Here is an 18298-nt window from a genome sequence, read left to right as displayed (position 1 = left end):
GTGAGCCAACTCGAACTCGATCCGGTCACCGCGCCGGTGCCACCAGCCCGCACCGCCCGACGTGCGCGTACCTCGGTGTTCTGGCTGTCCCTGCCGCTGGCCGTGGTCGCCGTGCTGGTGTTCGTCCTGCCGTTGACCGGGCTGCTGCCCGAGCGCGGACAGAACCTGGACGCCACCCGCCAACCACCCGGCTTCCTCGACGGCGGGAGCTGGGCGCATCCGCTGGGCACCGACAAGCTCGGCCAGGACCTGCTGACCCAGTTCGTCTCCGCCGGCCAGCTCACGATCATGATCGGCCTGGTCGGCGCGCTGGTCGCCATCGGCCCCGGCACGCTGCTGGGCGTCCTGGCCGGCTACTTCCGGGGCTGGGTCGACCGGGTCATCTCGATCCTCATCGACGCCCAGCTCGCCCTGCCGTTCATCCTGGTCGCCCTCGCGATCATCTCCAACCGGGGCAGCTCGCTGCCGGTGCTGTTCCTGGTGCTGGCGCTCACCGGCTGGGCGGTCTGCGCCCGGGTCACCCGCTCGGCCACCCTGGCCGTCCGGGAACGCCAGTTCGTGACCGGACTACGCGCGGCCGGCGCCTCGGAGGCCCGGATCGTCTTCCGGCACGTCCTGCCCAACCTCGCCGGGACCATCGTCGCGCTCGGCACGCTCCAGGTCGGCACCGCGATCCTGATCGAGAGCGCACTGAGCTTCCTCGGCCTCGGCGTCGGACCCGCGCGGGCGAGCTGGGGCTCGATGCTCGCCTCCGGTCAGGACGAACTGAGCCAGGCCTGGTGGCTCGCGTTCTTCCCCGGCCTCGCCATCACCCTGCTGGTGCTGCTGGTGAACCTGCTCGGCGACGCGTTGCTCACCCACCACGACCCACGGAAGAGGCGCCGATGACCGACCTGTTGGCCATCAACGGCCTCACCGTCACCGCCCGACTCGCCACCGACGACCTGCGGCTGCTCGACGCCGTCGACCTTGAGGTGCGGGGCGGCCAGATCGTCGGGGTGGTCGGCGAGTCCGGCAGCGGCAAGACCACCCTGGCCCGCTGCGTCGTCGGGCTGCTGGAACGCAACGTCCGGGTGGAACAGGGTTCCGTCACGCTCGCCGGTGACGTCGTCGTGGCCCCCGGGGTGGACCGCACCGGACGGGTCCGGGGCAGCGCCGTGGGCATGGTGTTCCAGGACGCGTCGCGCTCGCTCAACCCGCTGATGAAGGTCCGGGTGCACCTCGCCGAGGTGCTGCGCCGACACGTCCCGGGCATCAGCCGGGCCGAGATCGAACGCCGTTCGGTGCAGGTGCTGGAGCAGATGCGTATCACCGACCCCGCCCGGGTGCTGGACAGCCATCCCCACCAGCTCTCCGGCGGGCTGCGGCAGCGGGTGGCCATCGGCCTCGCCGTCGTCACCCGCCCCTCGCTGGTGATCGCCGACGAGTGCACCACCGCCCTCGACGTCACCACCCAGACCAAGGTCGTCGAGCTGTTCCGCACCCTGGTCGACGAACTCGGCATCGGCCTGCTGTTCGTCACCCACGACCTGATGCTCGCCAGCGACCTGTGCGACCGCATCGCGGTGATGAGCGGGGGACGGGTCGTCGAGGAGGGAGCGGCCGAACGCGTACTGGACCGGCCGGAGCAGGACTACACGCGGCGACTGCTCGCCGCCATCCCCTCGTGGAGCTGAAGGAGAACCCGGCACCCATGCACGAGCAGCACGGCATCGACGCGTACGCGGCCTATCTTCCGGCGTACGCGCTCGACGACAACAGGATCGACGCGTCCGGACCACCCCGCGCCGGAGGGCCGGTGCGCGGCGTCGCCGCCTTCGACGAGGACAGCATCACCATGGCGGTCGAGGCGCTGCGGCACATCGCCACCGGCATCCCGGCCGACCGGCACCTGCTGCTGGCCACCACGAGCGCGCCCTACCAGGGGAAGACCTCCGCCGCCGTGGTGCACGAGGCGGTCGGCCTGGACCCCGGGATCAGCGCCGTCGACCTGCACGGGCACCGGTCCGGTGCGGTCGCGCTCGACACGGTCCTGCGGGCCGGAGCGGTGGCCGCCCTGGCCGACGTACGGACCACCCGCCCGGGTGCGCCCGACGAACTGGCCCAGGGCGACGCCGCCACGGCGTACGTGGGTGGCGGCACCCGCGCCGCCGTCCTGCTCGCCCGCGCCGGCCGGACCGTGGAGCTGCTGGAACGGTGGCGGCTGCCGGGGGAGCGGCACGACCGGGTCTGGGACGAGCGGTTCACCGCGGAGGTCCTCGCCGAGGCGGGGCTCGACGTGGCCCGCCGGGCCCTGACCGAGGCGGGTCGGGACGGCGTCGACCACGTGGTCGTGTCGTCGTCCAACGCCCGCTGCGCGGCGGTGCTGCGGCGCGCGCTCGGCGGCGCGGGTCAGGACGCGGCGATCGAGCGGCTCACCGGCTTCACCGGTGCCGCCCATCCGGGACTGCTGCTCGCCGCGACGCTGGACGAGGCGGAACCCGGTCAGCACATCCTGCTGCTGTCGGTCACCGAGGGGGCCGACGCGTTCGTGCTCCGGGTCGGCGACCAGGTCCGCGTGGCGCGCGGCGGAGCGCCGGTCCGCGCCCAGCTCGACGCCCGGCACCGCCTCGGCTACGGCCGCTACCTGCGCTGGCGTGGACTGCTGGACGTGCAGGGTCCGGCCCGGCCGGCGGCACCGGCACCGGCCGCCCCCCCGATGCACCGCCGCGCCGGCTGGAAGTACCGGCTGGAGGGCTCCCGCTGCACGGCCTGCGACACGGTCACCACACCGCCCAGCCGGGTCTGCGCCCGCTGCGGTGTCGCGACCCTGGCGGAACCCACCACGGTCTCGCTGCGCGACCGCACCGCCCTGGTCGTCTCGTCGACCCGGGACCACCTGACCACCATGCCGGAACCGGAGGTGGCGATCGTCGTCGCCGACGTGGCCGGCGGAGGTCGGCTCAGTGCGTACGCGACCGACGTGGACCCCGCCGACGTGGTCGTCGGGATGTCGATGACGCCCACCTTCCGGCGACTGTGGACCACCGACGCGATCCACAACTACTTCTGGAAACTCCGCCCGCGCAAGGAGACCCCCGATGGCCAGTAGGCGTATGGCCCACGACGTCGCGATCGTCGCGATGGGCTGCACCCCGTTCCGGGACCACTGGCACTCCTCCGCCGACGACCTGCTGGTCGACGCGGTCCGCGAGTGCGTGGCCTCCCAACCCCGCCTGACCCTCGACGACGTCGACGCGTTCTGGGTCGGCACCCAGGGATCCGGTATGTCCGGGCAGACGCTGGCCCGCCCGTTGCGGCTGGTCGGCAAGCCCGTCACCCGGGTCGAGAACTACTGCGCCACCGGCTCGGAGGCGTTGCGCAACGCCGCGTTCGCGGTGGCCTCCGGCGCGTACGACATGGTGATGGCGACCGGCGTGGAGAAGCTGAAGGACTCGTCGTACTCCGGCCTGTCGGCGGTCTTCCCACCGGCCGACGGCACCGACGTGGACTGGACCGCGCCGGCCGGGTTCTCCCTGCTCGCACCCGCCTACCAGCGCGCGTACGGGGTCGAGGCCCGGGACATGCGCAGCGCCCTGACGAAGGTCGCGACGAAGAACCACGCCAACGGCGCGTTGAACGAGCGCGCCCAGTTCCGCAAGGCGGTCTCCGCCGAGGCCGTGGAGCGGTCGCCCCGGATCGCCGGGGACCTCGGCGTGCTGGACTGCTCCGGGGTCTCCGACGGCGCGGCGGCGGCGGTGCTGGTCCGTGCCGAGGACGCCTACCGGTACACCGACAAGCCGATCTTCCTGCGCGGGATGGGCTTTGTCGCCGGCTCCGGTGCCGGGCTGGCCGCCGACGGCTACGACTTCACCACCTTCCCCGAGGTGGTCGAGGCGGCGCGGCAGGCGTACGAGCAGGCGGGGATCACCGACCCGGCCACCGAGATCTCGCTGGCCGAGGTGCACGACTGTTTCACGCCGACGGAGGTGGTGCTGATGGAGGACCTGGGATTCTCGGCGCGCGGAACGGCCTGGCGGGACATCCTCGACGGCCGGTACGACCTCAGTGGCGCGCTGCCGGTCAACACCGACGGCGGGCTGAAGTCGTTCGGCCACCCGATCGGCGCCACCGGGCTGCGGATGGTCTTCGAGTGCTTCACCCAACTGCGGGGTGAGGCCGGTGCGCGGCAGGTGCCCGACGCCCGGTTGGCGGTGGCCCAGAACCTCGGCGGCCAGCCGGGTTCCTGCGTGGCGTTCGTCGCGGTCCTGGGGAGCGAGCGATGAGCCGGGTCAGCCTCGACGGTCGGGTCGTCATCGTCACCGGTGCCGGCAACGGCATCGGTCGGGCACACGCCCACGCGCTCGCCGCACGCGGCGCCAAGGTGGTCGTCAACGACCTCGGCGGCGCGGTCGACGGCTCGGGCTCCTCCGGTGCCGCGCAGACGGTGGTCGACGAGATCCAGGCGGCCGGTGGCACCGCCGTCGCCTCCACCGACTCGGTGGCCACCGCGTCCGGCGGCGCCGACCTGGTCGGCCGCGCCATCGACGCGTACGGGCGGGTGGACGGCATCATCCACAACGCCGGCATCCTGCGCGACCGGACCCTGGCCAAGATGACGGAGCAGGACGTCAGCGCCGTCCTCGACGTGCACCTGGCCGGTGCGTTCCACGTGCTGCGGCCCGCCTGGCCGCACCTGGTCGGGCAGGGCTACGGCCGGATCGTGCTGACCAGTTCGTCGTCCGGACTGTTCGGCAACTTCGGGCAGGCCAACTACGGTGCGGCCAAGACCGGCCTGATCGGCCTGATGAACGTGCTCGCGTTGGAGGGCGCCCGTCGGGGCGTCCTGGTCAACGCCATCGCGCCCACCGCCGCGACCCGGATGACCGAGAACCTCCTCGGCGACCTGACCGACCGGTTCGACCCGCAGCACGTCGCGGCGGTGGCCACCTTCCTCGCCTCCGAGCAGTGCCAACTCAACCGGCACATCCTCACCGTCGGCGGCGGCCGGGTCGGGCGGATCTTCCTGGGCGTCACGCCCGGCTGGTACGGCGGCGTCGCACCGGCCTCGCCCGACGACATCCTCGACTCGATCGACGACATCTGCCGGCTGGGCGACTTCATCGTGCCGGACAGCGGCGCCGACGAGGTCGCCCTGATCCAGCAGGCCCTGTCCGGTTCGTCGGACCGTACGGAAGGCGAGTGACATGCCGGTCAGCGAAGTGCACCACGTGGCGGTGACCGTCTCCGACGTCGACCGGGCCGCCGACTTCTACGAGCAGGCGCTCGGTTACCGCCGGACGCTCCGTACCGACGTCGGCGGGCCGGGCATCGAGGTGTCGCTGGGGCTGCCCGCCGGCACCACCGGCCGGGTGCAGTACCTCCAGGGGCCGAGCCAGATCGGCCAGCTCGAACTCATCGAGTGGAACGGCACCCCGACCCGGACCGCCACCGGCGGGCACCTGGAACTGGGCACCTTCCTGCTCAGCTTCGCGGTGCCGGTGGACGAGATGGAGGAGCTGCACGCCCGGCTGGTCGCGCTGGGCGCCGAGTGTCTGACCCCGCCCAACCGGGTGCTGCTGGACAACTACGGGTACATCACCGCGTTCGCGGCCCGCGACCTCGACGGCAACCTGTTGGAGTTCGTGTCGCTGCCGTCGCGGGAGGAGATCCTCGCCCGGCGGCGGGAGGCGGACGGCTGATGGCCGGCAGCAACTTCTCGCTGACGCTGCGCCGGCAGGCCCTGCGCCGCGCCGACCGGGAGGCCCTGGTCGACGGTGCGGCCCGGTGGACGTACGCCGAGCTGGACGCCGACGTCGACCGGCACGCGGCGGCGCTGCTCGCGGCCGGGCTGCGCCCCGGTGAACTGGTCGGCGTGCTGGGGCGCAACACCGCCACGTACGTCCTCGAACTGCTCGCGCTGAGCCGGATCGGCGCGGTGTCGGTCCCGTTAAACTGGCGGCTGCACCCGAACGAGCAGGCGTACGTCATCGACCAGGCCGGCATCACCGCGCTGCTCTACGACGACGACTTCGCCGACGACGCGGGCCGGCTGCTGGCCGGTACCGGCCTGCGGACCGCCGTGGCCAACGGCGACCGGGTGGTCGGCGACGCCCGGCGGCTGGCCGTGCTGCTGACCGGGCAACCGGCGGGTGTCCGGGTCCCGGACGCGGCCAAGGAGCCCGGCGACGTGCACCGGCTGCTCTACACGTCGGGCACCACGGCCCGTCCCAAGGGTGTCGTCCACACCTACGGCAACCTGACCGCCAACCACCTCGCCCAACTGCTCGAACTGGAACTCACCCCGCAGGACCGGATCCTGGTCTCCGCGCCGCTGTTCCACGTCAGCGGTCTGGAGGCACCCGGCCTGGCCACCTTCGTGGCGGGCGCGACGATGGTGCTGACGCCGACGTTCAAGGCGGCGGACATCGCCCGCGTCGCCGCCGAGGAACGCGTCACCGGCATGGTCCTGGCCGCCCAGATCCTCTTCGGACTGCTCGACCTTCCCGAGCCGCCGGACCTGCGGTCCCTGCGCTACCTGCTGTTCGCCGGGGTCGCGCCGAGCGTGCGGCAGGAGGTGAAACGGCGGCTGCCGCACGTGCGGCTGGTCGACACGTTCGGCATGACCGAGCTGTGCAACGGCGCATGCTACCTCGACGCTGCCCACGAGCAGAGCAAGCTCGGCGCGCTCGGTGCACCGTTCCCCGGCGTGCGGATCGAGATCGTCGACGAGCGGTTCCAGCCGGTGCCCCCGGGCGTGGAGGGCGAGATCGTGGTCCGGGGCGAGAAGGTCTCGCCCGGCTACTGGAACGACGACGAGGCCAACCGACGGACCCGCCGCGACGGCTGGTTCCTCACCGGCGACGTGGGCCGGATCGACGCCGACGGCTACCTGTGGTTCGTCGACCGGCGCGCCGACCTGATCAAGTCCGGCGGGGAGAACATCGCCAGCGCCGAGATCGAACGGGTCCTCGCGCAGCATCCCGACGTCGCCGAGGTCGCCGTCATCGGCGTACCGGACCCGACGTGGGACGAGGTGCCGAAGGCGTTCGTCATCCTGCGCGACGGCGCGACCGTCACCGGTGAGGATCTGCGCGGGCACTGCCGGGCCGAGCTGGCCCGCTACAAGGTCCCGAAGTACGTGCAGGTGGTCACCGCGCTGCCGCGCAACGACTCCGGCAAGGTGCTCAAGAAGGGGCTGCGCGAGATCGAGGCGGCCCGGTGAGCACCGCCAACCTCGCCGCCATGCTGGGCCGCAACGCGCGGCGCTTCGGCGACGACGACGCGCTGGTGTTCGAGGGCCGGCGCTGGACCCACCGGCAGCTCGACGAGGACGTCAACGCGCTCGCGGCCGGTCTCGCCGCCGAGGGGCTGGGCCGGGGCGACCGGATCGCGATCGTGGCGAACAACGTGCCCGAGTTCCTCATCCTGTCGCTGGCGGCGGCGAAACTCGGTGCGGTGTTCGTGCCGCTGAACTACCGGCTGACGCCGGGCGAGATCGAGCGGCTGCTCGCGCACGCCGACGTGTGCGCGGTCGCGACCGTCCCCGAGTTCGCCGGGCTGACCGACCTGGCCACCGCACGCCTGCCGCAGGTACGCCGGTTCGCGCTGGAACCGATCGGCGACGGCTGGACCGACCTGCGGGGGCTGATCGAGGCCCACCGTGGCGCCCGGGTGCCCGACGCCGACCTCGATCCGGACGCCCTGCAACGGATCGTCTACACCTCCGGCACGACCAGCCTGCCCAAGGGCGTGCTGCTCACCCACGGCAACGTGAACATGAACATGCACGCCCAGATCGTCGAACTCGGGCTGGGGCCGGGCGACCGGGTGCTCAACTTCGCGCCGCTCTATCACGTCGGCGGCACCGACCTGCCCGGGTACGGCATCTGGCACGTCGGCGGCTGCATGGTGCTCCAGCGCCGCTTCGCCCCGGCGGCCGTGCTGGCGGCGATCGACACGGAACGGGTCACCGGGATGGTGATGGCCGCGACGATGCTCGACATGCTCCGGCGCGAGACGGCGGACGCCGACCTGTCCTCGGTGCGCTGGGTCATCTACTCCCAGGTGAGCGCCGCCCTGTACGCGGTGGCGCGCACGCTGTTCCCGAACGCGCGGCTGATCGAGGGGTACGGGCTCACCGAGACGTGCAGCGGGCTGACCTACCTGGACGCCGCCCACGCGCAGAGCAAGCAGGGCTCCGTCGGTATCCCCGCCCCGTGGGTGCAGGTGCGGGTGGTGGACTCGAACGGCGACGACGTGCCGGTGGGGGAGAACGGCGAGGTGATCGCGCGCGGGCCGAAGGTGAGCCCCGGCTATCTCGACGACCCGGAGGCGACCCGTGCCGCGTTCCGCGACGGCTGGTTCCACACCGGTGACGTCGGCTGTTTCGACGCCGACGGCTACCTCTACATCCGGGACCGCCTCAAGGACATGATCCGCAGCGGCGGGGAGAACATGTCCAGTGCCGAGATCGAGAACGTCCTGGCCGGGCATCCGCTGGTCCTGGCCGTCTCGGTGGTGGCGGCACCGCACCCGGTGTGGCTGGAGGTGCCGGTGGCGTTCGTGGTAAGCCGCCCGGGGCTGGACGCCGAGGAGCTGATCGCGTACGCCCGGGAGCGGCTCGGCGGGTTCAAGGTGCCCAAGGAGGTCTACCTGGTGACCGAGTTGCCCACCAACCCGTCGGGCAAGGTACTCAAGCGCAGTCTGCGAGAGCTGCGCCCGACGTTGCGGCCGGACTGGACGTACGGCGACTCGCGGCCTGGCTGAGCGTCACCGGCCGGGGCCGGTCGCCGTTTGCAGCAGGGCGAGGGCGTGCACGAGGTGGAAGCGGCGGGTGCCCCGACCCAACTCGTCCCACGGCTTCTGCCAGGTCATCCGCCGGGCCAGCGTCCACGCGTCGTCGCCGACCGTGGTCAGGTCCCGGACCGCGTCGACCTCGTCGCGGTGGTACGCGCTCAGCTCGTCGACCCGGGCGGCGACGTCGCGGTAGGGGAACTGGTGGGCCGGGCAGGCCACCGCCGCGTCGAGCGCCCGGATGCGGGCCAGGCTGCCGAACAGGTCGGCGGCCGGGTCGTCCTCGGGGCGGCTGACGATCGCGAGTTGGGTGGGTCCCTCGGCCATCATGGTGTCGCCGGTGAAGACCAGGCCCCGGGTGTCGAGATAGACGGTGTGCCCGTAGGTGTGCCCCGGGGTGGGTACGGCGCGCACGGTCACGTCGCCGAAGCGGAACTCGGTCTCGTCGGTGACGGTCACGTCCGGCCGCAGGTTCTCGTGGTGCACGGCGACGTCGACGGCGTCGGCGTACATCGACTCGACCACGTCGGTGGGGGCTCCGGTGAGGTCGAGCGCGGCGCGCAGTTGGGCGAGGAACGTGCCCCGGGTGCGGTGCATGGTGGCGAAGTCGTCGGGGCGGCCGATCACGATCCGGGCCCCGGCGACCGTCTGGAGCCGGGTGGCGAAGCCGACGTGGTCGGGGTGGTTGTGGGTGAGCAGGACGGTGCCGATCGCCTCGACCCGGTGCCCGAGGGACTCCACGGACTGCGCGAACGCGCGCCAGCAGACCGGGTGGTCGTAGCCGGCGTCAACGAGGACGAGCCCGTCGGCGGTGTGCAGGAGGTAGACCGTCACGTAGCGCAGGGCGCTTCCGGGCAGGGGCACGGGCACGGCCCAGACACCGTCCACGACCTGGGCGGGGGTGGGCACCTCACGGGCGCGGTAGCTGGCGGCGTGGGCGTCGATCGCGGGTATGGACATCGTCGCTCGGCTCCCTTACGGTGGGACAACACAACATACCGGATGGTCGGAATTTAACTCAAGGAGTCCGATGAGCGAGGAGCGGACCGGCTTTCGGCTGTGGGCGACCGCAGCACCCGACCTGTGCGCGGTCGTCACCCACGACGACCGTCGGATCTCCTACGGGGACCTGTTCGCCGAGGTGAACCGGATCTCGCACGGCCTGCGTACCCGGGCCGGGCTGGAGGTCGGCGACACGGTGGCCGCGGTCATGACCAACAGCGCCGGGATGATCGCGCTCTACCTCGCGGCGATGCAGTCCGGCCTGTACCTGGTCACGCTCAACTACCACCTCACCGAGCCGGAGATCGCGTACATCCTGGCCGACAGCGGCGCCAAGGTGGTGGTCGGGTCCGCGCGCGTCGAGCAGGTCGTCGTCTCCGCCGCCGAGGCCGCCCCCGGCATCCAGGTCTTCGTCGACGGCACGCCGCAGACCGACCGGGCCCGGCCGCTGTCGGCGCTCACCGCCGACATGCCGGCGGTGAGTCCGGAGCAGGTCCCCGCAGGGTCGCTGATGATGTACACCTCGGGCACCACCGGCCGCCCCAAGGGCGTCAAGCGACCGCTGAGCGGCATCGACGCCGACGCCGGAGCGCTGACCTACCGCTGGCTGTTCGCCGAGTTCGGGATGGAGCGTCCGGCCTTCGCGTCCTGGCTGGTCTCCGCGCCGATGTACCACTCCGCCAACATCACCCCGGCGATGGGCGCCCTGCACGCCGGCGGCACGATGGTGCTGATGGACGGCTGGACGCCGGAGGGCTTCCTGCGGCGCGTCCAGGAGCAGCGGGTCACCGGCACCAGCATGGTGCCGACGCACTTCTACCGACTGCTGCAACTGCCCGAGTCGGTACGCGACGACTACGACGTCTCCTCGCTGCGCTACGTGCTGCACGGCGCGGCACCCTGCCCGCTGGAGGTCAAGCAGCGGATCATGGACTGGTTCGGGCCGGTGGTCTACGAGTACTACGGCTCCACCGAGGTCGGCACCACCATCGCCCGCCCGCACGAGTGGCTGGCCCACCCCGGCACGGTCGGGCGGCCGGCGTCCATCTCCACCCTGCGGATCCTCGACGAGCAGGGCGAGGAGGTGCCGGTGGGACAGACCGGCATCGTCTACATGCGTCAGGGCGAGGACCGGGTCGAGTACCACAACGATCCCGGCAAGACCGAGGGCGCCCGCCGCGACGGCCTGATGACCGTCTGGGACGTCGGCCACGTCGACGCCGACGGCTTCCTCTACATCACCGGCCGGGCTTCCGAACTGATCCTGGTCGGCGGCGTGAACGTCTACCCGGCCGAGATCGAGGCGGCGCTGCTGGCCCACGAGTGGGTCGCCGACGCCGGGGTCATCGGCGTACCCGACCCGGAGTTCGGTGAGGTGCCGCAGGCGCACGTCGTCCTGCGCGACGACGCACCCGACGGTGACGCCGCCGTCGACGAACTGCGCCGCTACCTCGCCGACCGACTGGCCAAGCCGAAGCGCCCGGTCTCCTACCTGGTGCGCGACGCGCTGCCGCGCGATCCCAACGGCAAGCTCTACAAGGCCCGGCTGCGGCGTCCCCGTGAGGTGACCGCGTGACCGGGCGGCACGACACGAGGGGAGGGACGGATGGACTTCGATGACAGCGCGTCCGACCTGGCGTTCCGGCGCGAGGTCGGCACCTGGCTGGACGAGGCGCTGCGCGACGTCCCCGACCAGGAGGAGTTGTCGCAGGACGAGCGCGAGCACTGGTCGCGGGTGTGGCAGGACCGGCTCTGCGCCGGCAACTGGGCCGGCCTGTCCTGGCCGGTCGCGCACGGTGGTCGGGGACTGGACTCGTTGGCGCAGGCCATCTTCAACGAGGAGGCCGCGGTGCGCGGAGCGCCGTACCCGCTCAACGGGGTCGGCATGATGCTCGCCGGACCGACCGTCATCGCGCACGGCACCGACGAACAGCAGGCCCGGCACCTGCCCGGCATCCTGCGCGGCGAGGAGTACTGGTGCCAGGGCTTCAGCGAGCCCGGCGCCGGATCCGACCTGGCCGGCCTGCGGACCGCCGCGACGAAGGTGGACGGCGGCTGGCTGATCAACGGCGCCAAGATCTGGACGTCGAACGCGCACAACGCGTCCCGGTGTCTGCTGCTCGCCCGCACCGACGCCGACGCGCCCAAGCACCAGGGGATCACCTACTTCCTCGCCCCGATGGACGGGTTCACCGTCCGGCCGCTGACGATGATCAACGGGGACACCGAGTTCAACGAGATGTTCCTCGACGACGTCTTCGTCCCCGACGCCGACGTGCTCGGCGGGGTCGGCAACGGCTGGCGGGTGGCCCTGACCACGCTCGCCTTCGAGCGCGGCAGCATGGCGCTGAACCTGTGGGTGTGGGCCCGCCAGGCGGTGGACCGGGTCGTCGACCTCGGGATCGCGCGCGGGGTCGCCGACGACAACGCCTTCGTCGACGCGGTCGGCGCGTTGCAGTGCGACGCCGAGGCGGTGCGGATCGGGTCGATGCGGATGCTCGGCGAGAGCCGCGCCGGGGGAGTGCCCGGGCCGGAGACCTCGGCCCTCAAGAGCCTCTGGGCCGGGGTGGTGCAGCGCGCCAACCGTCTCGCCGTGCAACTCGACGACGGGGGCGGCGTGCTGCTCGACGGCGACGGCGCCGCCGCCCGGATGCGCCGCTACCTGCGCGCCCGTGCCCACACCATCGAGGGCGGCACGGAGGAGGTCCAGAAATCGATCCTGGCGGAGCGGGTGCTGAACCTGCCCCGCTCACGCTGAGCGGAGTCATCGCGTGCGGGCAACTTTCACCCAGGAACAGCAGGACATCGCCAAGACCGTCGGCGCGTTGGCCGAGTCGGAACGGGCCACCGGCGGGCTGCCGACGCACTGGCAGGCCCCCGTCGGTGACGCGACCCTCCTGCGGGACTTCGGGCTCCTCGGGGTGCCGGAGCAGGTCGGCGGCATCGGGTCGAGCCTGATCGACCTGCTCGTCGCCGTCGAGGCGCTCGGCGAGCGGCTCGTCGCGAGCCGGTTCCCGGCGCACGCCGCGGCGGTGCAACTGCTCTGCGGCAGGGGGCACGGTACGCCGCTGCCGGACGACGTGCTCGACGGCAGTCGGGTGCTGACCCCGGCGGTGGACGTCCCGGGGCACACCGCGCGGGCCGACCAGGTGTCGACCCGGACGCCGGTACGCACGCTGGTGCCGTACGCGGCGCAGGCGGACGCGGTGGTCGCGTTGGGCGCCACCGACGGGGTGTGGACCACCCGGCCGGTCGAGGTGACCGCGCGTGAGTCGGTCGACCCCTCCGTGCCGCTGTCCGACGTCACGCTGCCCGATCCGCAGGACATCGTGCCGGCCGGCACCGGGGCGGCCCGTGCCACGCTGGTGGTCGCCGCCGAACTCTGCGGGGTCGCGCAGGGCGCGATCGAGCTGGCCGCCGAGCAGGCGCGTACCCGTCAGCAGTTCGGACGGGTGATCGGCTCGTTCCAGGGCGTCGCCTTCCAGCTCGCCGAGGCGGCCACGGCCCGCAAGGCCGCCTGGGACCTGACCCTCTACGCCGCCTGGGCGGTCGACAACGGACGACCGGACGCGGAGATCCAGGTGCACGCGGCCAAGGCGGCGGCCGGGGCGGCGGCGGTGTTCGCCGCCGAGCGGTGCATCCAGGTGCACGGAGGCATGGGCATCACCATGGAGGCGGTGCCGCACCTGTACCTGCGCCGGGCGATGGTGCTCGACGCCCGGTTCGGCCGCGGTTCCTGGCACCGCCGCCGTGTCGGCGAACTGCGCATCGCCACCCGACGTTCGTCGTAACCCCACTGACCTGCGAAACCCTTGCAGGCCGGATACCACGGCGGTAACATACCGGCTGGTCGGAATAAACGAGGAGAAGCCGTGAAGTTCGGAATCATGAACCTGTTCCCGGTGAGTGACGGCACATCCGATCACCAGGTGCTGCGAGAGACCCTCGACGAGATCCAGTTGGCCGACGAGCTCGGGTTCGACTCGATCTGGCTGGCCGAGCACCACTTCTCGAAGTACGGCATCCTCGGCAGCCCGGTGAACTTCGGCATGGCCGTCGCCGAGCGGACCCGACAGATCACCATCGGCACCGCCGTCCTCGTGCTGCCGCTGCACCACCCGCTGCGGCTGGCCGAGGACATCGCCGCCCTCGACGTACTCAGCGGAGGCCGGGTCTCCATCGGCGTCGGCCGCGGCTACCAGCCCGCCGAGTTCGCCGGCTTCGGCATTCCACTGGAGGAGTCGAAGCAGCGCTACCAGGAGACGCTGGAGGTGCTGCGACTCGCCCTGTCGCAGGAGAACTTCTCCTACCACGGCAAGATCTTCCAGTACGACAACGTCACGACCTACCCCCGGCCGTACACGCCCGGCGGGCCGCCGATCCTGCAGGGCACCGTCTCCCCGGACAGCTTCCGCGAACGCGGCGCCCTGGGCGAATCGATCATCACCTCGCCGAACTTCACCCCGTTGGGCGTGATGCAGCGCAACTTCGACCTCTACCGGCAGAGCATGCGGGAGAACGGATTCGACATCAGCACCTACGACCTGCCCTTCATGCAGCAGGTCTGGTGCGGTGACGGCAGCGAGGGACTGCGTGCCGCCGCGCAGGCCGCCCTCAACTACTACAAGTCCGTCGGCAAGGTCATCCCCGGCTCGGAGGAGGCCATCGACAAGGAACGCGCCTACTACGCGGCGGTCGCCAAGAACATCGAACTGCTGACCCTGGAGCAGACCCTCACCCACGGCGGCAACTTCGGCTCCGCGCAGCGCGTCATCGAGACCATCGAGATGCTGCGCGAACAACTCGGCATCAACCACTACATCGGCTGGCTGCGGATCCCGTCGCTGGACCGCAAGGCCGCGCTCAAGTCGATGGAGGAGTTCGCCGCGAAGGTCATCCCGCACTTCCGCGCCACCGCCGCCACCGACGACCAGGTGAGCGCGCCCGCCGCCGCCCAGGCGGTCGTCGGGTGAGGATCAGCTGCTTCCTCAGCGCCCAGTTCGACCCGGCGGCCTCGGCCACCGAGGGCATCGACGGCGTACTGGCCCAGGCCGCCGCCGCCGAGGCGGCCGGCTTCCACGCCGTCTACCTCGGACACCACTACCTGGCCCGGTCGGCGTTCGTGCAGCCGATCCCGCTCGCCGGTCACCTGGGACACGCCACCAGCCGGATCCGCATCGGCTTCGGGGTGCTGCTGGCCCCCCTGCTCAACCCGATCGCCCTCGCCGAGGAACTGGCCTCCCTCGACGTGCTGACCCGCGGACGGTTGACCGTCGGGATCGGCGCCGGCTACCGCCGCCGGGAGACCACCGCCTTCGGCGTGGCGTGGGAGGACCGGCTGCGCCGCCTCCGCGAGTACGTCCCGATCCTGCGCGCCCTGTGGCGTGGCGAGACGATCGACGCCGCCGGCAGTTGGGGCGAGGTGCCACAGGCCGACCTGCCGCTGCGCCCGGTGCAGCCCGGCGGCCCACCGATCTGGATCGGCGCGTTCGCCGAACCCGCCATCCGACGCGCCGCCCGGCTCGACGCCCCCTGGCTCATCGGCCCCAAGGGCGACGACGCCGAACTCGCCCGACTCCTCGGCATCTACCGTGCCGAACTCGCCGAGCGGGGCTTCGACCCCGTCCGCGAATACCCGATGAGTCGTGAGGCGTTCATCGGCGACAGCTACCGCAGCGCCGTCGCGGCGGTCCGCCCGCACCTGCAACGCCAGTACGCGGGCTACAAGTCGTGGGACGAGGCCCAGTCGCTGGATCTGGACCGGTACCTGGCCCAGGACTGCCTGGTCGGGTCCGCCGACGAGATCGTCGACAAGCTCCGCCGCTGGGAGAACGACCTCGGCATCACCGAGGTGTCGCTGCGACACCAGTTCGTCGGCGCCAGCCAGGAGGAGGCGATGGAGCAACTCGCCCGGTTCGGCGCCGAGGTCATCAGCCGGGTCGCCACGCCGAGCACCGAGGAGACGACGCGATGAGCGGCGCGAATCTCGCCCTGATCCTGCACGGCCGCAGCACCGACCGGGCCGACGTGCCGGGCCTGCACGGCGAGGACGGCCGGTCGTGGACCTTCGACGAGGTCGACCTGCTCTCCGGTGGCGTCGCCGCCGCGCTGCGCGCCGAGGGCGTCGGCGCCGGTGACCGGGTGGCCTGCTACCTCACCAACGGCCCCGAGGTCGTGTTCTTCCTCTTCGGCGCGTGGAAGATCGGCGCGGTGCCGGTGACGGTCAGCAGCCTCTACAACGCCGCCGAACTCGCCGAGTCGGTCGCCAAGACCACGCCGCGCCTGCTGCTCGTGGACGACCGTCGGCCCGAGGTGGTCGCCGAGTTCCGCACCGGCACCGACCTGCCGGTCCGCTCGGTCACCGAACCGGTCGCCGGGGCGCCTGCGCTGTCCTGGCGACACCCGACCCGGGTACCCGCCGTCGACGTCGCACCGGACGCGGAGGCGTGCATCCTGTTCACCGGCGGTACCACCGGCCGACCCAAGGCGGTCAGCGTCACCCACGGCGGGTCCCGGGAGTCGCTGATGCGGATGGCGCGGGTGGCCACCGGCACCGACGCCGAGGGCAGCGCCGCGACCGATGCGAGACCCAACCTGATCGCCCTGCCGCTGTTCCACAGCGGTGGCCAGCACTCGCTGCTCTTCGCGTACTTCGTCGGCCGGGCCGCAGTGGTCTGGGAGCGCTTCGGCGTCGACCGCCTCGACACGCTGATGCGACGCTTCGCCTTCGACAACTTCTTCTTCCTCCCCACCATGGTCTTCGACATCGTGCACACCGAACGGGACCTGCCGTTCGAGGGCGTCAAGTCGGTCCTGGTCGCCGGGCAGGCCATCTCGTGGCCGGTACGACGCGCCTTCGAGCAGCGCTACCACGTACCCATCCTGGTCAACTACGGGTCGACCGAGGCCGGGCACATCGCCGGATGGAACGGCCGGGACATGAAGGCCGGCCGGTGGAAGCCCGGCTCGGCCGGCCGGGTCTACCCCGGGGTGGAGCTGGAGATCCGCGACGACGCCGGCACCGCGCTGCCGGCCGGCGCGGAGGGCGAGGTGGTGGTCCGCTCCGCGCTGACCAAGGGGTACGTCGACGACCCGGACGCCTCCCGGGAGTTGGTCCGCGACGGCTGGGTGCACACCGGCGACATGGGCTACGTCGACGACGACGGCGTGCTGTTCCTGGTCGGTCGGAAGCGAGACATGATCAAGTGCGGCGGCTTCCAGGTGTGGCCCGAGGAGATCGAGGACGAACTCCGCGAGCACCCCCTGGTCAACGACGTGCGGGTGCTCGGTCGCCCGGACGACCGGCTGGGCGAGATCCCGGTGGCCCTGGTGGTCCGGCGGGCCGACGACTCGATCCCCGACGCGGTCCTCGCCGAGGGCATCGTCGCCTTCGCCCGCGACCGCCTGGCGCACTTCAAGGCACCCCGGCGCGTCGAGTTCGTACCCGCCCTGGAACGCAGTGCCACCGGCAAGACCAGCCGGGTCGCGGCGCCCGCCGCCGAGGGAGGTCGGAGCTGATGAAGTTCGGCATCATGGCGTCACACCAGTACCCGCACGGCGACGACCTCGGCCGGCACCTGAACGACCTGTTCGGCACCGTGGAACTCGCCGCCGAACTCGGCTACGACTCGGTCTGGACGATCAACCACTTCCAGTCCAACCTGGCCACCCCACAGCCCATCTCGATGCTGGCCAGCCTCATCCCGCGCTCCGGCGAGATGACCCTCGGCACCGGCATCCTGCTGCTGCCGATGTTCCATCCGGTGCACGTCGCCGAGGAGTTCGCGACCCTGGACCACCTCTCCGGCGGCCGGGTGGTCCTCGGCGTCGGCGCCGGCTACCGGGAGAACGAGTTCGCCGCCTTCGGTCTGGACCCGCAGGCCCGGTTCCGTCGCTTCGACGAGAGCCTGCGGCTGATCCGGGCCCTCTGGAGCGGCACGCCGGTCACCCACGACGGCGAGTTCTATCCACAGGCCGAGGCCACCATCGGCATCCGGCCGCTGACCCCGGGCGGCCCGCCGATCTGGATCGGCGCGGGCGGTCGCAAGGCCGTCCGCCGCGCCGCCCGCCTCGGCGACGCCTGGTACGCGCCGGGCAACTCGCCGAGCCGCCGGTTCCTGCCCGAGCACCTCGCCGTCTACGACGAGGCCCTGGCCGAGTACGGCCGCGACCCCGCCACCGTGCAGCGGCCGGTCGGTGTCGAGCTGTACTGCGCGCCCACCACCGAACAGGCCGTCGAGGAGGCGCTGCCGCACGCCCGGCGGGAGTACTCCACCTACGCCGAGTACCCGGCGCTGCGCTGGCAGCGCGACCGCTTCGACGACCTGGTCCGCAACACCCTGCTGCTGGGCTCGCCGGAGTTCCTGATCGAACGCATCTCCGCCCTGCGGGACCTCGGCTTCGACCATCTCATCTTCCGCCCCGGGTGGCTCGGCATGCCGACCGAGCGACTGCGCGCCTCGCTGCGGCTGTTCGCCACCGAGGTGTTCCCCGCCTTCCGCACCAGCCGACCCTAAGGAAC

16 protein-coding genes are annotated in these 18298 nt (G+C 72.0%); 15 read left to right on the top strand and 1 reads right to left on the bottom strand.

All coding sequences use genetic code 11. The annotated features are described in order from the left end of the window. Genes ACQVFL_RS17555 through ACQVFL_RS17520 form a run of 8 tightly spaced genes read left to right on the top strand, consistent with a single transcriptional unit; the run spans nucleotide 1 to nucleotide 8748 of the window. Nucleotides 1-888, top strand: coding sequence for an ABC transporter permease (locus ACQVFL_RS17555; protein ID WP_396699441.1), 888 nt, complete (start codon nucleotides 1-3; stop codon nucleotides 886-888). Then, on the top strand, nucleotides 885-1676 hold the full coding sequence (locus ACQVFL_RS17550; RefSeq protein ID WP_396699440.1) for an ABC transporter ATP-binding protein: 792 nt from the start codon (nucleotides 885-887) through the stop codon (nucleotides 1674-1676). The genes ACQVFL_RS17555 and ACQVFL_RS17550 overlap by 4 nt, the downstream gene beginning before the upstream one ends. Next, nucleotides 1667-3091, top strand: coding sequence for a zinc ribbon domain-containing protein (locus ACQVFL_RS17545; protein ID WP_396699438.1), 1425 nt, complete (start codon nucleotides 1667-1669; stop codon nucleotides 3089-3091). The genes ACQVFL_RS17550 and ACQVFL_RS17545 overlap by 10 nt, the downstream gene beginning before the upstream one ends. Beyond that, nucleotides 3081-4265 carry an acetyl-CoA acetyltransferase gene (locus tag ACQVFL_RS17540; protein WP_431727030.1) on the top strand — a complete coding sequence of 395 codons (1185 nt, stop codon included), beginning with the start codon at nucleotides 3081-3083 and terminating at the stop codon, nucleotides 4263-4265. The genes ACQVFL_RS17545 and ACQVFL_RS17540 overlap by 11 nt, the downstream gene beginning before the upstream one ends. After that, nucleotides 4262-5185 carry an SDR family NAD(P)-dependent oxidoreductase gene (locus ACQVFL_RS17535; protein ID WP_431727029.1) on the top strand — a complete coding sequence of 308 codons (924 nt, stop codon included), beginning with the start codon at nucleotides 4262-4264 and terminating at the stop codon, nucleotides 5183-5185. Before ACQVFL_RS17540 ends, ACQVFL_RS17535 begins: the two co-directional genes overlap by 4 nt. A 1-nt stretch (nucleotide 5186) precedes the next feature. Further along, nucleotides 5187-5681 (top strand): VOC family protein, encoded by a 495-nt coding sequence (locus ACQVFL_RS17530; protein ID WP_396699433.1) that lies wholly within the window; start codon nucleotides 5187-5189, stop codon nucleotides 5679-5681. Then, a complete protein-coding gene (locus ACQVFL_RS17525) occupies nucleotides 5681-7204 on the top strand; it encodes a class I adenylate-forming enzyme family protein (protein WP_431727028.1) in 1524 nt (507 codons plus the stop codon). Before ACQVFL_RS17530 ends, ACQVFL_RS17525 begins: the two co-directional genes overlap by 1 nt. Further along, a complete protein-coding gene (locus ACQVFL_RS17520; protein WP_431727027.1) occupies nucleotides 7201-8748 on the top strand; it encodes a class I adenylate-forming enzyme family protein in 1548 nt (515 codons plus the stop codon). The genes ACQVFL_RS17525 and ACQVFL_RS17520 overlap by 4 nt, the downstream gene beginning before the upstream one ends. Before the next feature lie 3 nt (nucleotides 8749-8751). Here the strand turns inward: ACQVFL_RS17520 and ACQVFL_RS17515 are convergent, their stop codons facing one another. Next, the gene (locus ACQVFL_RS17515; RefSeq protein ID WP_431727026.1) at nucleotides 8752-9735 is read right to left on the bottom strand and encodes an MBL fold metallo-hydrolase; all 984 of its coding nucleotides are present in this window, start codon (nucleotides 9733-9735) and stop codon (nucleotides 8752-8754) included. Nucleotides 9736-9805: 70 nt separating this feature from the next. On the opposite strand from ACQVFL_RS17515, the gene ACQVFL_RS17510 reads away from it, so the two are divergent. The 7 genes from ACQVFL_RS17510 (at nucleotide 9806) to ACQVFL_RS17480 (ending at nucleotide 18293) form a co-directional block, all read left to right on the top strand. Beyond that, entirely contained in the window at nucleotides 9806-11353 is a 1548-nt protein-coding gene (locus ACQVFL_RS17510) for an AMP-binding protein (protein ID WP_396699425.1), read from the top strand. Nucleotides 11354-11383: 30 nt separating this feature from the next. Further along, entirely contained in the window at nucleotides 11384-12535 is a 1152-nt protein-coding gene (locus ACQVFL_RS17505) for an acyl-CoA dehydrogenase family protein (protein ID WP_396699423.1), read from the top strand. A gap of 13 nt (nucleotides 12536-12548) precedes the next feature. Beyond that, complete coding sequence (locus ACQVFL_RS17500) at nucleotides 12549-13568, top strand: acyl-CoA dehydrogenase family protein (protein ID WP_396699421.1); 1020 nt, start codon at nucleotides 12549-12551, stop codon at nucleotides 13566-13568. An 81-nt stretch (nucleotides 13569-13649) separates the two neighbouring features. Next, on the top strand, nucleotides 13650-14750 hold the full coding sequence (locus ACQVFL_RS17495) for an LLM class flavin-dependent oxidoreductase (protein ID WP_396699419.1): 1101 nt from the start codon (nucleotides 13650-13652) through the stop codon (nucleotides 14748-14750). Continuing rightward, nucleotides 14747-15751 carry an LLM class flavin-dependent oxidoreductase gene (locus ACQVFL_RS17490; RefSeq protein WP_431727025.1) on the top strand — a complete coding sequence of 335 codons (1005 nt, stop codon included), beginning with the start codon at nucleotides 14747-14749 and terminating at the stop codon, nucleotides 15749-15751. Before ACQVFL_RS17495 ends, ACQVFL_RS17490 begins: the two co-directional genes overlap by 4 nt. Continuing rightward, the gene (locus tag ACQVFL_RS17485) at nucleotides 15748-17295 is read left to right on the top strand and encodes a class I adenylate-forming enzyme family protein (protein WP_396699415.1); all 1548 of its coding nucleotides are present in this window, start codon (nucleotides 15748-15750) and stop codon (nucleotides 17293-17295) included. Before ACQVFL_RS17490 ends, ACQVFL_RS17485 begins: the two co-directional genes overlap by 4 nt. Next, nucleotides 17295-18293, top strand: a complete 999-nt coding sequence (locus ACQVFL_RS17480; RefSeq protein ID WP_396699413.1) for an LLM class flavin-dependent oxidoreductase — start codon at nucleotides 17295-17297, stop codon at nucleotides 18291-18293. The genes ACQVFL_RS17485 and ACQVFL_RS17480 overlap by 1 nt, the downstream gene beginning before the upstream one ends. The last annotated feature ends 5 nt before the right edge of the window (nucleotides 18294-18298 follow it).

Origin of the sequence: Verrucosispora sp. TAA-831 (genome assembly GCF_050780145.1) — a bacterium.
Classification (GTDB): domain Bacteria; phylum Actinomycetota; class Actinomycetes; order Mycobacteriales; family Micromonosporaceae; genus Micromonospora.
The sequence above is the reverse complement of the archived record's forward strand: the minus strand, read 5'-3'. Positions and strand labels throughout refer to the sequence as shown.